This window comes from Pedobacter roseus (assembly GCF_014395225.1).
GTDB classification, from domain to species: Bacteria; Bacteroidota; Bacteroidia; order Sphingobacteriales; family Sphingobacteriaceae; genus Pedobacter; species Pedobacter roseus.
In genome coordinates, this window is record NZ_CP060723.1 from 2,798,180 (window position 1) to 2,812,773 (window position 14,594).

At 38.1% G+C, this 14,594-nt stretch carries 11 protein-coding genes; 5 read left to right on the top strand and 6 right to left on the bottom strand.

The window, feature by feature from the left end:
* Positions 1-678 precede the first annotated feature (678 nt).
* The 3 genes from H9L23_RS11700 (at position 679) to H9L23_RS11710 (ending at position 2,444) form a co-directional block, all read left to right on the top strand.
* Positions 679-990, top strand: a complete 312-nt coding sequence (locus tag H9L23_RS11700; protein ID WP_187595121.1) for a hypothetical protein — start codon at positions 679-681, stop codon at positions 988-990.
* A 32-nt stretch (positions 991-1,022) separates the two neighbouring features.
* The gene (locus tag H9L23_RS11705; RefSeq protein WP_187595122.1) at positions 1,023-1,211 is read left to right on the top strand and encodes a hypothetical protein; all 189 of its coding nucleotides are present in this window, start codon (positions 1,023-1,025) and stop codon (positions 1,209-1,211) included.
* 375 nt (positions 1,212-1,586) lie between these two features.
* Entirely contained in the window at positions 1,587-2,444 is an 858-nt protein-coding gene (locus H9L23_RS11710; protein ID WP_187595123.1) for a hypothetical protein, read from the top strand.
* A 249-nt stretch (positions 2,445-2,693) separates the two neighbouring features.
* Here H9L23_RS11710 and H9L23_RS11715 read toward each other — a convergent pair whose 3' ends face one another.
* From H9L23_RS11715 to H9L23_RS11725, 3 genes are read right to left on the bottom strand one after another with little or no spacing between them, the layout of a single operon-like run.
* A complete protein-coding gene (locus tag H9L23_RS11715) occupies positions 2,694-4,052 on the bottom strand; it encodes a RagB/SusD family nutrient uptake outer membrane protein (protein WP_187595124.1) in 1,359 nt (452 codons plus the stop codon).
* A gap of 9 nt (positions 4,053-4,061) precedes the next feature.
* Positions 4,062-7,253, bottom strand: a complete 3,192-nt coding sequence (locus H9L23_RS11720; protein WP_187595125.1) for a SusC/RagA family TonB-linked outer membrane protein — start codon at positions 7,251-7,253, stop codon at positions 4,062-4,064.
* The gene (locus tag H9L23_RS11725) at positions 7,250-8,020 is read right to left on the bottom strand and encodes a TlpA family protein disulfide reductase (RefSeq protein WP_187595126.1); all 771 of its coding nucleotides are present in this window, start codon (positions 8,018-8,020) and stop codon (positions 7,250-7,252) included. The genes H9L23_RS11720 and H9L23_RS11725 overlap by 4 nt, the downstream gene beginning before the upstream one ends.
* A gap of 637 nt (positions 8,021-8,657) precedes the next feature.
* On the opposite strand from H9L23_RS11725, the gene H9L23_RS11730 reads away from it, so the two are divergent.
* Positions 8,658-8,882, top strand: coding sequence for a helix-turn-helix domain-containing protein (locus H9L23_RS11730; protein ID WP_187595127.1), 225 nt, complete (start codon positions 8,658-8,660; stop codon positions 8,880-8,882).
* On the opposite strand, the gene H9L23_RS11735 is transcribed toward H9L23_RS11730, so the two are convergent.
* From H9L23_RS11735 to H9L23_RS11745, 3 genes are all read right to left on the bottom strand, one after another.
* Positions 8,879-9,652: a GDSL-type esterase/lipase family protein gene (locus tag H9L23_RS11735; protein ID WP_187595128.1), complete on the bottom strand. Its 774-nt coding sequence runs from the start codon at positions 9,650-9,652 to the stop codon at positions 8,879-8,881. The genes H9L23_RS11730 and H9L23_RS11735 overlap by 4 nt on opposite strands.
* Before the next feature lie 46 nt (positions 9,653-9,698).
* Positions 9,699-10,982, bottom strand: a complete 1,284-nt coding sequence (locus tag H9L23_RS11740) for an ATP-binding protein (protein WP_187595129.1) — start codon at positions 10,980-10,982, stop codon at positions 9,699-9,701.
* Positions 10,983-11,087: 105 nt separating this feature from the next.
* Complete coding sequence (locus H9L23_RS11745) at positions 11,088-12,704, bottom strand: Na+/H+ antiporter (protein WP_187595130.1); 1,617 nt, start codon at positions 12,702-12,704, stop codon at positions 11,088-11,090.
* Positions 12,705-12,862: 158 nt separating this feature from the next.
* Here H9L23_RS11745 and H9L23_RS11750 point away from each other — a divergent pair, with 158 nt between their 5' ends.
* Positions 12,863-14,449: a 7TM diverse intracellular signaling domain-containing protein gene (locus H9L23_RS11750; protein WP_187595131.1), complete on the top strand. Its 1,587-nt coding sequence runs from the start codon at positions 12,863-12,865 to the stop codon at positions 14,447-14,449.
* Positions 14,450-14,594: the final 145 nt, after the last annotated feature.

A 14,594-nucleotide genomic window follows, 5' to 3' on the forward strand; every position in this document is an offset into this window, starting at 1 on the left:
AACTGCAACAATTATTCCCCATAAAGCTTGATAAATAATCCGCTTGTAAAAGTCGGGAAATTGCGGGTATAACCGATCTAAATATTTGATAACGTTAAAAACATATTCACCAATAAATAGCGTGATTATATAACTACCACTCAGCGCAAAATAGTAATATGAAAGTTTTAGAAGCTCAAATAGATTCTCAGGCTCACCATAGGCAACAATAAAGTGAGCAGATAAAAGATAAAATAATACCCTGTAATAAATTGATGGGTATGTGATTTGGTTATTACTTAAAAGCATAGAGCGCGCTTAATTTAATAGAACTAAAAGTGGCCATTGATTAAAAAATCAAATGACAAAATTTAGCATCAATCAAACATACAGCAAAATACTATCCAAAAAGACAAGCGTGTATCACTCAGCATAAAACTTGTTATCGTTCAGGAATAAAACATCTTTTTTTAATTCTCTTCGCAGTAATCAACCCTATGTTTGTTTCAATAAAGCACGCCAGGCCCCTTTCATTAGTTCAACATTTACTAACAGTAAAAAAACTTTTTCAAGCGAATTCACAAAGTTTAGAGAAGCTATTTTGCCAATTACATCATACGCTCATCAAGAATATAATCAACAATTCCTTAACCAACTTTTTTAGCTGTTTTTTCAAATGCAATAAAACAGTATTAACCTATGAAAAATAGAAAATTGATGTTCAGCCTTGTAGCCCTAATTGGGTTCGGCTCATTCTTTACGCTAAATGCTTTCAAAACAACTACAAAAACAGTAACACAGTATCAGTACCTCAGCAGTTCTTCTTCAGAAGCTGATTTACACAATATTGCAAATTGGGAAGAAGTTGATAGTTCTACCCCTAGCTGTGGCAGTTCGGGCAATTTAGTTTGCAGATATGAATATAATGGAGACATTAACGATTTTAACAACTACATTTCAGACAAAAGCGCCGAATTTTTGACTGATAATGCGGTATCAAGAAAACAATAGTGTACAAAGCGGGGAAAAATTTCCCCGCCACTATGGAAAGTAATATTGATGCAGTTGCGCGTGCCAAATCACCGCTCAATGATACACGCAAAAAAAGGTTCACAATCTTTTATGCAGAACAAATTGGGTTAGTTGATATTGCAACTGAAGTTAAAAATTATATAAAGGCTGCATTAAAAAAATCACCCCCAATACAAACACATTTTAGCGCTGAGGTTTAAACAATAATTTTTAGGTATTTGCTCTAAATACCTAGCCCTATTTAAAAAGGCTTTCTTTGAGAAGGCCTTTTTAAATCTAAAATTGTTTTTCTCCCTCCATAATTTATAAGTTACCCACATTAATTTTCTTAACACAATAATGTAGATTTTCAATCTACAGTTAAAGCCCCTTAAACTAAACCTATGGTTTTTTCGAAATAGATCTAACTCATCAAATATCATTTAAGACATGAATCGCTTATTTTTAACGGATTACACATGTAGGATTATGTATTTTTTTTCTACCGTTATTTGATGAAAAATATTGTAATTTTTATTTTACATCAACATAATAAAAACCATTATATATTGTAGTTTTACAAAAAAACAAAAACTATGAACAAAAAGAAAACATTAATTTATTTATCTGCGACATTACTTTTTTTTGCATCGTGTAAGAAAGATGAGTCAGCATCAGAATCTGAGACGAGTACCTTTAAAAATAAAGGCAACGGTAAACTCGCTAATGTCCCAGGCGCTGGTCAAGGTATGGATATTACACAAACAGGCCCAAATCAGTACTACTCAAGTCTAGGCGGTGGTGTTACATTTAATGCAATAACCTATTATTCCGGTCCCTATCAGAATGGTGAAGCTGCGCTGGAGATCTTTGGAGCAAGCCCACAGGAACCTGGTGCCCAGGTATTGACTGTTGGCCCTTACATAGTTTTAACACGATTTTTAAATGGCACCCCGGCAAACTTCAGTACTGGTTACTCTAATTTTTCACAGGCATACAGCGATTTCTTTACAAAAGCAATCGATCCATTAACAGGTTCACCAAAACAGGCCCAAAGGCCAAAATTAAATGATTATTTACCTGAATCATATTCTGAAGGCGGACCTAACCAGGTCGTTTATAAAGGTATAGTTGTTAGAAGTAAAAATTCTCCTACCACGCTAACGATAGTTGATGCAAGCACAAACGTAACTCCATATTTATCTCAGATGTATGAGCTTTTTCCTGATTTAGTAAGAAATGGTGTTCGTTATGACATAACTGGTAATGCAAAAGGAACTGCTGTAGGTCCAATTATGGGGGTAACTGCTGTAGAACTTTCAACAAATAAAAATGTTCCAATTTATGGTTTTACAGGAACCTATCATAAAGATAGTACTGGAACCATTATCATTAACAATTTAAGAATATACTTAACCAGTGAGGATTTCTTTGACTACCAAGGTAGTTTGTAAAGGAATACGACAATATATTATTTCGGCATTTTTGAGTTTAGCAATTATACATCCTCATTTAACAATGATATAATAATAATTCACAATTATATATTAGCTTTTCACAATCATGTATTAGCATTTCACAATGATTTGATCATATTTCACAATCTTAAATAAGATTTTTATAAATATGTATTAGCTTTTCACAATTAACAACAATTAAAATAGAATTTACAAAGCGGGGAAAAATTTCCCCGCTTCTGATAATTAAGGATTCTGTTCTATGCCCGAGAGGTTAATTATACTTTCAGGTATCGGCAAAGCATACCTTAAATCGTTTGGTTTTAATGTTTTGCCATTGCTATTCATGCTTCTGGCCATATCAATGTTGGCACCCATGCGGTTTAGTCGTTTAACATCCATCCACCTTAAACCACGCATCAGCAACTCTTTTCTTCTTTCGGTTAACACCCAGTTAAGTACTGTTTCTTGCTGGTTGCTTTGGTAAGGAATATAAACGGCTGTTTTACTCCATCTTTTCACTAATAACTGGTTTAGGTCGGCCAATGCTTCGGTTAATTTACCTGCCCTGGCATAACCTTCGGCACGGTTTAAATACATTTCATCAATGGCTGGTCCACAAAACAGGTTAAGGTTTCCGGTATAACTTCCTTTATATGTCCAGGTATTGTTAGCTGCACTTTTAAAAAATATTGTTTTCCTTAAATCACCAATTTTATATTGTGTGTATAGCTCGTTGGGTATTTTTGCCACACTGGGGTTGAGTATTGCAGGTGTATTTATCGATAAATGCATCAACACCTCGGTATTAAATTCGCGCACCGGGTTTTCGGCACTGGCAGTTAAGGTATTATAATCTAAAAGCTGATTGTTTAACTGCAGCGCCGAATCGGCATATAAGGTAGCCTCGCTATATTTATTCATGTATAAATAAGCCCTCGAGAGCATGGCAAATGCAGCTATTTTACCGGGGCGCATCACATGCACCTGTTTAACTTTTAATAAAGCAGCGGCTTGTTTTAAATCGGCAATTAACTGCTGGCAGGTAGCCGCAAGGTTCGATCTTACCGATGGCACATTAAAATCGGTACCTGTTCTAATTGGCAAACCCAGTTGTTGCTCCGCGGTACTTTCGTCATAAGCCTGGCACCAGATTGCTGATGCAGAAAACATACCTAAGCCTTTAAAAAAGTAAGCCTGCCCTTTTATATTGTCATAATCAACACTATTGCTGTTGTTACGTTCGATGTTGGGCAGCGATTCCAATATCGAATTCCCATAGTATACCGGGAGGTACGAATAATACCAATCGTTAGAAGTGCTTTGAAAAACGTTACTGGCTTCCCAATTGTACATTCGCCTGTCGCCATCTTTACTAAGAGCCGCTAAATCGACATCGGTAACATAATAATCGTTTGCGGAGACCTCACCAGAATAAACAGAGGTTAAATTTAAGCGTAATTCATCATCCAGTAAGGATTGCAAATCCTTTAAACTTTGCAAGGTAGCCAGTTTAGAGTCTGGTTTTGCCTCAAGGTATTTTTTGCAGCCGTTTAAACCGCATACCAGGGTCATGGCAATTAAATAACAGAATAATTTTTTCATGGTTTTTATTTAAAATGTAGCACGTAGACCAAAACTGAAAAATTTAGATGGTGGAACGGTTTCAACAGTATAATCAGGATCTAAGCCTTTTTTGTTCGCCCGCCAGATGATGCCCAGGTTAGCAGCATTGGCCTGTAACTGTACCGATTGAAAGGGCAAAAACTTTAACTTTTGTTTACTGAGCTGATAACTTACGGAGATATAAGCAATGCGGATATGATCGCCTTTTTCTACCAGCGTTTCGCTAAAAGTGTAAAAACTATCTCTATTGCTCAAAGCGGGGTACACCATTGAGGGTACATTGCTGAGGTTTTCATCACCCGGATTTTGCCATCTTAAAGCATAATCTGCATGGCTAATGCCATCATTAAAGAGCTTACTGTAATCAATGCTTGCACGCCTAAAATAATAACCAAACTTATAACTTAGCCTTAAGGTTAAACTTAAATCGCCATAACTAAAAGTATTGCCCATATTGCCGTAAACGGTTGGAAATACCGGACCGGCATAAACCAGATCGTTAAAGGTTGTACCCGAACCAACAATAGCATTATAATTGGTAGAAACAGTGCCATTTAAATACCCCTGTGGATTACCATTCTGGGGATCGAGGCCTGCCCACTTATAACTGAAAAGTGAATATACCGGGTAACCTTTGGCCAATATAATAGAATTGCCATAACCTACAAACGAACTCCCGTTGAGGCTGGGTTGGTAGACCTCCAGAATCTTATCGCGGTACAAACTAAAGTTAAGATCGCTCAACCAGCTGAATTTCCCGATGATGTTTTTGCTCCGCAGTAAAAGATCAAATCCTTTCGCCTCCATAGCACTTGTATTTTTGGAGAGAATAGACGTCGGTACAGCAGTATAATCAACGGGGCTTGTACCATATAAATCTGTAGCACGTTTTTTATATACCTCTACACTACCCGCCAGGCGATTATCAAGTATAGAAAAATCGAGGCCTAAATTAAAAGTACTTACCTGTTCCCAACGCAGATCGGGATTGACAAACTCCTTAAACCTCGATTCTACAGTACCTGTATAAGGCGAAATCACACTACCGGTTAATGTAGTAATGGCTGTTTTAGTCTGGTCAACATTTCCGCTATACCCGTAACTTGCCCTCAGTTTCAGTTCCTGCACCCAACTTACCTTAAAAAAAGGCTCATTCGTCATGTTCCAGGCCAATCCAGCCGACCATAGGGGCTTCCATTTATCATTTGTTTTTAATCCGAACAGATTTGAGGCATCTTTCCGCGCACTGGCCGATACCGTGTAACGCTGTTTATAGGTATAAGCAGCATTGCCATAATAAGAAACAAAGCGGTTAAGGTATAACTGCCTGTCAGTTGGTCCTTTATCAATAAAACTTGATGTGCCGTTAACAAAAGTTGGGTAGGTATTGCTTAAATCGGGATAGCTAAAAGTGGTATTTTCATCATTATACCCAAATAACCGACTAGCTGAATATTTGGTTTTGTTTTCATTTAATTCTGTCCCGGTAATCACATTAATTTCATGTACACCAAAACTTCTGCTATAAGCTAACTGTCCGCGAAGGTTTTGTGCATGGAGCAAACTCTCCGTTTCATCAAGCAAGCCACCTTTGGGCACCTTATAAATAGCAGTACCCGTGTTCGTTATTTGTGTAAAGAGGTTCACTAAATTTCTTGCTGTAAAACTATTGGCACCAAAAACACTCCGGCCATATAGCTGCTGAAGTTCGTATTGATATTTTAAACTGGCTTTAAAACCTTTAAATACGTCTACATTTAAACCAAAATTGCTTAAAACATCTCTGGTGGTCTGTTTAATATCATTTTCGAGGTAATCGGTTAAAGGATAATATCTCCAATCAGACAAGAGATTATAATTTAAACCATTAAGGTAAGACAGGCTATAATTTCTGGCTACAGGCAGGGCATTTCCATTGGCATCGGCCAGGTTCAGGTAAGGATATACCACATTAGCATTATTGCGCATGTCATTATAACCTGCTTTGCCATTTCCACTTTTAAACTGGGTTAAACGGAGCCCTATATCAACTGTTAACCATGGATATAAACGAATGGTATTGTAGCTGCTTAAATTCAACCTGTTGCTTTGCGCCGCTAAAGAAGAGGTGTTGGCATCGTAACCGACATTAAAAGTCCAATCTGTTATCTTGCCGCCCGCCCTTAGCGATAAGGCAAATTGCCTGTCAATAGCATTTTGATAATTGCTTTGAAGGATATCGCGCCTGGTATCCTGCTCACCGAGCTTTGCTAAAGCCACTTGCAGATCCTGATTGCTTAATGTTCCTTTTTTATTAGCTACCAAAAGCTCTACAACCGGCGATAATGGTGGTTTAGCAGTAGAATTGATTTTGGAATTGTAATAACCCTTATCGTACAAAAACTGTTCTACAGCAATAAAATCAGCAGTATTCATCTGGCTTAATGCGTATAAATCAGGTTTTTGTGTAATGCTAAAATTGCCCGAAAAATCGATGCTGAGCGATTGTCCTGCTTTTGCTTTTTTGGTGGTGATGACAATGACGCCATTACCTGCACGGCTGCCCCATATCGAGCTTGCAGCGGCATCTTTCAGTACCGTAATGCTTTCTACATCGTTGGGATTGATATTATTTAAATCGCCCTGATATGGAAAATTATCGAGTACCACCAGCGGTTGGCCCGGTCCGGTTATGGTGCTTAAGCCACGGACCATTAATTTACCTTTGGCACCCGAACGGTGGTTTACCGAAACGCCATTGGCAACCGCTTCCAACCGGCTTAAAACATCGGCACTAAACTGTTCGTTCAGTTTTTTAGCATTAATACTGACAAAAGAACCGGTTGAACGTTCCTTCGGAAGATCCTGATAACCTGTATGCACCACCACCTCTTTAAGTTCGTTTGCGGAAGGCTTCAGGTATAAATTAAGGTTAACAGATTGAGTTACTTTTATGGCAATTTTTTGTCTGGCGTAGCCAATATGGCTCAGGTTAAGTTCATATTCGCCAGCTGGCAAATTAAACTGGAAATTACCTTTAGCATCACTTTCTGTATGAAAATTACCAGGTAAAATATTAACGGTTACACCTGATATCCCGATACTATCTGTTGCACTTAAAACCTGGCCTTTTACCAGATATTGTGCGTAGCTATAGCTAAAACATAAAATTAAAAATAAGGTTAAGAGTTGTTTTTTCATTGTTTTTGAGGCGTTTTAAGTGGTTGATAAAGTAATGCGTTCACCGTTTCGGCATTTAACAGTTCAGCTGAAGAGATCATTTTTAATGTGCCGTCTTTGCCGAACCATACATAATGGGGCAGATAACGATGGGGAAAAATTTTGGTTAAAAGGGTATCACCATAGATAGTGGGCAAACTTGTTTTTTGAAATGGAGCCTTCGCCCCTGTCAATATCCCTGAAATACGCTCAGGGGTATCTTTAGTCTCTCTCGAATCGACCAGAATAACCACCAGGTCGTTCTTGTATTTTTGCTGTAATTGTTCCAACAGCGGAAACTTATAAATACAGGTACTGCACCATGATGCCCAAAAATCGAGCAGGACAATTTTATCCTTATACTGGTTGAGTTTTAAGCTATCGGCTACTTTTGATCCTTGATTGATCCATAAAAATGAAGCATTCAAAACGGCTTCAGGCAGCTTATCTCCTATTTTTAATGGCTCGATGATGGCTGTTTGTGCAGCAGCACTGCAGGATAGTAAAACTAAAAATGTAGCAACCTGCATCCGTAAACTGATTTTTCGTTTTAAACGGTTCAGTATCATTTCGCTTCTGGATAAAGCAGAGAGCAAGGATAAGTTTTTTAAATCCTCCGGATATTGACGTGGATGACCATCCCCTTGCTTTAATGCTAAAAAATCCTTTTTGGTACTAAATGGATCTGGCAATGTTGAACTTTTAGGGCATAGCGATGCCACTACGTTAAAAAATATACTTTTTCGCATAGGTTATTTAAATGAAATAATTTTAACTTTAGGCCATACGATCCCATCCGCTCCAATTAATTGGTGGCAGCAATCGTAACCCGCCGGCCAATAAACATCCTGATCTACTGGCAGGCGATTAAACCTTTTTATTAAATAAGAAAATTAGTGCTGAAAAATGCCCTATAAGCAACAGTTATAACCATTATTAACCTTAAGAATTTACTGTTGATATAGGGCAAAACGGTGCCTAAACGGGATTTTTTGGCTTTAAAGGATATAACCAGTTAAAAGGGCATTTCTGTGGAATTGTAACATGGGATGAGGGATGATTTTGGGATATAGCAACAGCAGGAAAACTACCTTGATTAAAGGTAAACGGATTGATAAATACGTTAGTTTCCTGTCTCATTTTTAATATGAATAATAAGTAAAGAAAAAGGCAATGCAAAAACCTTTAAAATGGCAACAGATATAACAAACATCCATTACGATGCTGTTATCCTGCTTTAGCAGCCAAAAGGTAATAAGACTTAAACCCCTTATTGATACCTTGTTATTAAATCAAATATAAAAAAATAAATTAAAATACGGTAATATATAACCGCAAATATTTTAAATAAGTTGGAGACTTTGAGGCCTCAACTATTTAACCTCGATGATTAAGAAGGAAGGCTCAGTTATTCAGAATAATTTCGGTTTTAATTTAAAGAAAATTAGAAACAGTAAGGGCTTGAGCTTGCGTGCAATGGCAAGAAACTGCGACATTGACGACAGCAACATTTCTAAAATCGAGAATGGTAAATTTGATGTTCAGTTATCTACCATTTTTGAACTGGCAAAGGGACTTGATATCCATCCAAAAGATTTACTGGATTTTTAAAAATTCCTCTTTACTACACGCTCAATAGCTTTTCCCCAAAATGTGCCCAATGAGGCTGCACCCAATTTATTGGGATGAAGGTAAAAAGTACCTGCCTGACCTTTTTCCGGAATCAACTCGGTGAGGTGGTGCTTTTTAAAATAAGTAAATGCCTTTTTATCTCCAACAAAAACATGCTTAGGATTGGTTACACGATAACTTAATACAAGACTATCGATTTCTGGAATATAAGATTGTAACCTCAATAAGCCTTCTTCCATATATTTCGACCGGTTGTAAGTATTGGGACTATACCAGATAGGATGCTGTAATACAATAATTGCGTTTGGAAAATCGATCAGGAGCTTATCTACAATCGTTTTTACATTTCCGATATAATGTTCAGGCGATACCGGCGCGCCATGCGGCCCTTGAATGGCACTATCGTTGGTACCGAGTTTAATGGAAAAAATGAGCAGCGCCTCTTTATCGGTAAATGCATTTGCCGCCTCTTCAACCTTAGCAAAGGTACGTTCTTCACCGGGTAAAAAATCAAGGGTAGTATAACCGCTATGTCCCTGATTACTAAATTTGACATCGCCTACTCCTTTTTGTTTTGACAGATAATCCACTGCATGAGCAGGCGGAGCATCTGTAACATTAGTTAACTGAACGCCCTGGGTAATGCTGTTGCCAATAAAAACAATATTAAGCTTGCGTTCTTTGTGCTGCGCAAACAGCAGGGTGATATTAACTAAAAATATACCGATCGATAACAGGCTTTTTTTCATCTTCTTTTTGTTGGCAACAAATTACTAAATAATCAACAGATGCAATCTAAACTTTTATAGGATGCAGTCTTTTGATAAGGTATAGAAGCTCATTCTGCTCATCGGCTTCGAGCTCCATCATTCCACTGAACATTTCATAAAGCTCATCCCGCTGATCGGAAAGCATTAAAAGGCCGATCAGGCGAACCAAAGTTTTTTTCTGATCGGTATTTAAGCTATTGAATAATTTTGGCTCTAATTCGCACAAAGCTTTAATCAGGCTAACCAGTTCAGGCTTGTTTAACTGCTTTTCATTTTCATCGGCATAAACCGGAAATATTTCATCCTGCTCGTAAGCTTCGATCAGGCGATTGGCATATTCCTTTAAAAATGGTTTGCGTTTTTCTTTAAGGTAAGCAGTCAGTTCTTTGATTAAAAAGCGGTATTCAGGAGAAGATTTAGCTGCGCCGAATATGGCCACCTGTCCTTCATTTTCGAAACTCTTAAAATCAAAATCCCTGAAAAAATCACTATCAATATAAATGCTATGGAAATAATCATCACTCTTTTTGTTCAGTGTGGTATAATCTTTATAAATCTCTTCCCCTCCTGCCAGAAAATAATATTTAGATAGTTCTTTATGAAGATTCTCTTTCCAGTGCACATACTTAATTTTAAAAGTAACCGAGGTATCTGGATAAAAAAGATTAAATTCTTCCAAAGTTTTTACATTGCTGCTAAAATCAAAAGTTTCGCCATTAACAATGATCGAATAGTTTTTATGCTTGTTCAGTTCGATAAACCAGCAAAACTCATTGATCAGGTATGGCAAAACCAATTCATTCATTTCCTGCTCTCCAATGCGAAGGTTGGTAAAAGAAACCGTGGTGCCGATTTTACCCGTAACGGTTGGCTTAGCGGTAAAATCGTGACTATAACTATTTAAACCGCCGGTACTGATCTGTATTTCGCCATAACAGAAACCTTGTTCGGATTGGTAAGTGGTTTGCCAGGTAGCATTGTGAGCAAAGGTAAAAAAGGTAAGCCGCCCTACCCCGTTACGTCCGTGCATTTTTGAAGTGTGTTTTGGCGCTACAATCTGTAATGATTTTTCAGATTCGTAAAAGGGATCAAATTTTTGCTGTAAACGTTCAAAATTAATCCCGTAGCCATTATCAGCAATGGTTAAACTTTCTAAAAGGCCAAGTGCATTGGCAACATAATCTATCTCGATGGTATCGGCATTGGCATCAAAACCATTCCAGATGTACTCGGCGATAGCCTGTTTCTCATTATAGTTTTTTAGTACTTTTTGTATTCCTTTTGAAGTGATGTTAACCTTTACCGACATATACTTGCTAAATTAATTAGCAAATATATTATTAAATCTGATGATTGGAAGCAATAGGATTTTTAAGTTTTAAACATATTTAATTCAGGCCAAATAAATCAACCGTTACTCATCTTTTTGACTAAAATGCCTGCGCAATTTTTCTTCCTCCAGATCAAGCAGTTCTAACTGTTCTTTAATCAACTGGTCGTTAATCTGTTCCTTCTTGTTCAAGCCTTTTAGCAAAGTCCGCTGTTCGTTCATGATATCTTCGAGCGCTAAGCGGTAATCGTGGTAAAAATCTTCGGCCCTCTTCGGATTTTCTTCCTTCTCCCAATCCCTAAGCAATTCCATTTCGGCCTCTATGCGGATTTTTATCGACCTGATCATATCATTATGCTCAAGCGCATCGTGATATTTTTCATCGAGGATTTTGAGCGATAGCATGGATAATTTCTTCCTCACCATCTGTTTTTGCTGCTCAAAAGAAACAGTGTAATCAGGATCGGGCATATCAACCCATTTAATAAGCCAGGGCAATGTTAAACCTTGTAATACCAGCGTAACCAATATTACGCTAAAGGTTATAAATAAGATCAGGTTGCGCTGAGGAAAGGCTTCGCCTGATTTTAAAGCTACGGGAATAGAAAGTGCTGCTGCCAAAGAAACTACCCCCCGCATACCTGCCCAGCCAAAAAGTAGTGGTGCTTTCCAATCAGGGTTTGGATCTGCAGTAGTAATGTAGCGACTAATAAAGCGGGTAAAAAACAAGGCACCGTAAGTACTGGCCAATCGGCCCAAAATTAAAACCATACAAATAATGGCACTATAACGGATGGCGGGTAAAAGGCCTTCGCTACCCAAACCATGTATAATTACAGGAAATTCTAAACCAATCAACAAGAAAACAAAACCATTGAGTACAAAAGCAACTGCTTCCCAAACATTTATGCCCTGCAAACGGCTCCGATGGGTAAGAATACGATCTCTTTGAGAAGAAAGGAACAAACCTCCGCTTACTACTGCCAACACTCCCGAAAAGTGGAATTCCTCTGCTGTCATGTACATCACATAGGGCGTTAAAAAAGTAAGGATAATATCAATGTTCGTAGTGGTTGGCAACCAGCGGTGCAAGGCATAAAAAACAAGTGCTACCCCAATACCGATTAAAATCCCCATCACAATAACCATTACGAAATTACCGGCAGCCTCGGTAAACACAAAACTGCCGGTCATTACCGCAGCCAGCGCAAAGCGGAAAACCACCAAACTGGACGCATCGTTAAGCAAGCTTTCGCCTTCCAAAATGGTGGTGAGCCTTTTAGGTACTTTCACATTTTTAAGAATGGCTGAAGCAGATACTGCATCTGGCGGAGAAATGATCCCTCCCAATAAAAATCCAAGGGCTAAAGTAAAACCCGGAATTAAACTGCTCGAAATTAAGGCTACAATGGTAGAAGTAAAAATAACAATTGGAAAAGCAAAACTGCTGATGACCCGCCGCCACTTCCAAAAATCTTTCCATGAGGTATTCCAGGCTGCTTCATATAATAAAGGTGGTAAAAAAATCACGAATATCAGTTCAGGCTCAATCTGGATATCCTGAAGAATAGGTACAAAACTTAAAGCCAGGCCAGCAATAACCAATAAAATGGGATAAGCCACATGTATTTTTTGCGCCAGCATTACAACAAAAAGAATTACCGCAAGTAAAAAAGCATATTGTATAATCAGTTGGTGCATAAATATTTCTGGCTTGGTTCTAAAATACAACTTTTGTAACGAACGGCAAACGGTAATAAATTGTTCTTTTTTTAATATTAAATTTGTTTTTTCTATTATAAAGCCATAATTTCTCCCTTGTAATAGGTCATCCCAACTCTTTTACATTGGCTTAATTAATGAAGACCATTTTCTTTCTTATCGTTTTCATTATCGAAAACAGTCTATGCATTGCTCAACCGGTTATCCAGGTCGAGAAGCAATCCTTTGTTAATGTTGGCAGATCAGGGTATTATTGGCAAGATAGCCTTGGAAAAGCCTCATTTGAGGAAGTAGAACAGTTTAAGGCAGCACGTTTTTCAAAAGGGACTTCAGCAATCTTTAATGGAGGTACCAGGGGAAAGGTGTGGTGGATGAAACTTAGGTTTAAACGGAACAGCCAAACCGAACCCTATCTTTTTATCAGTTATGCCAATATCGATTCTATTAGTTTATATTATCGGGATGCTGAGGGAAAAGTCAGGCTGATCAGCTCTGGTATGTTTAACCTCAAAAAAAGCGATGCTTTATTGGGCACGGGTTATGCCTTTCCCCTACAGCAGGTTAAAGCACCCGTTGGCGATATCTATATCAGGATGCAGGCCATGAATACCCTATTGGTGCCTGCTAAACTGGTTACCGAATCGGTATTGAACCATGCGCTTATTAAGGCTTATAGCATCCAACTGATTTATGTGGGGATTGCGCTGATGATCCTTATTTTTCATATTTTCATGTACTTCATTACGCGGAGCAAACTTTTTGCCCTGTACATTGCCCGTGTTATCTTGCTCTACTTTATTGTAATGGTTTGTTACCTGCAGGGTTATGGTTTATTGTTCGGACAAGCAGTAGCCAGCTTTATCCTGATACATGCCCATTTTTTTATAGCGCTGGGTTACATCTGCACCATCCTGTTCAACAATCATTTCTTAAAACTTAAACGGCAGTTACCACAGCTTAATAAGATATTTAACGTACTGTTGGTTGGCTGGAGCATCATACTGATCAGTTCTTTATGGGATGCACGGAGCTTTACCAATTTACTTACGCAGGTATTATTTTTATTAACTTCCTTACTTTTTCTATTCAGCAGTATTCAGGTTATTATTATACGCGGATATGCCAAAAAAAATCCGCTGATATGGTGTTACGTGTTTGGCTGGATTCCGGTAGCCCTGGCTTCTATTTACCTGGTTTTTTGTTTAATGGCCATCATCCCCTTTCAATCTTATAGTTTCAACCTGCTCACCATGGCTGTGATTGTTGAAGGAATATTGATCAGTTTAGGGCTTTTTGGACAGCGGTTGAGGTTGTTGGCACGTCACAACGCACATTTCCGTAAACAACGTATCCTGATGCACGAACAGATGGAAGGCTATCGCAAACAGCTCAATCAGAAAAACCAAAAACCTGTTGAGCATTTATCGTTAAAAGAGCTCACCGAGCTTGCAAAATCACATGATCCTTCTTTTATGAAAAAGTTTGAAGAAACAGAGAACCAGTTTATAACCTCATTGCTCCAAATCGCACCACAGCTCCTGCCTGCAGAGTTAGAGCTTTGTGCTTATATCAGGTTAAATTTTGATACCAAAGAAATAGCCAGGACCTGCAAACTGAGTGTACGTGCAGTGGAAAGCCGTAAATACAGGGTGCGGAAAAAGTTAGGGATTGACGGAGAAATGAATATGCAGTCGTGGATGTCAAACCTAAACAAATTGTCCTAAATAATATACAAAAATAGTGCTTAAAAGTCTTTTACCTTACTTTAACTATTAACTTAACAAGACTACATAAAACGCTTTACTACAACCAATTGAACAATGTTGCGTAGAAATGCGTATGAGCTAAAACCAGCTACCGCACCCTCTT

Coding starts and splice junctions, on each gene's coding strand:
- H9L23_RS11700 (WP_187595121.1), top strand. CDS start 679: ATGAAAAATAGAAAATTGATGTTCAGCCTTGTAGCCCTAATTGGGTTC.
- H9L23_RS11705 (WP_187595122.1), top strand. CDS start 1,023: ATGGAAAGTAATATTGATGCAGTTGCGCGTGCCAAATCACCGCTCAAT.
- H9L23_RS11710 (WP_187595123.1), top strand. CDS start 1,587: ATGAACAAAAAGAAAACATTAATTTATTTATCTGCGACATTACTTTTT.
- H9L23_RS11715 (WP_187595124.1), bottom strand. CDS start 4,052: ATGAAAAAATTATTCTGTTATTTAATTGCCATGACCCTGGTATGCGGT.
- H9L23_RS11720 (WP_187595125.1), bottom strand. CDS start 7,253: ATGAAAAAACAACTCTTAACCTTATTTTTAATTTTATGTTTTAGCTAT.
- H9L23_RS11725 (WP_187595126.1), bottom strand. CDS start 8,020: ATGCGAAAAAGTATATTTTTTAACGTAGTGGCATCGCTATGCCCTAAA.
- H9L23_RS11730 (WP_187595127.1), top strand. CDS start 8,658: ATGATTAAGAAGGAAGGCTCAGTTATTCAGAATAATTTCGGTTTTAAT.
- H9L23_RS11735 (WP_187595128.1), bottom strand. CDS start 9,652: ATGAAAAAAAGCCTGTTATCGATCGGTATATTTTTAGTTAATATCACC.
- H9L23_RS11740 (WP_187595129.1), bottom strand. CDS start 10,982: ATGTCGGTAAAGGTTAACATCACTTCAAAAGGAATACAAAAAGTACTA.
- H9L23_RS11745 (WP_187595130.1), bottom strand. CDS start 12,704: ATGCACCAACTGATTATACAATATGCTTTTTTACTTGCGGTAATTCTT.
- H9L23_RS11750 (WP_187595131.1), top strand. CDS start 12,863: ATGAAGACCATTTTCTTTCTTATCGTTTTCATTATCGAAAACAGTCTA.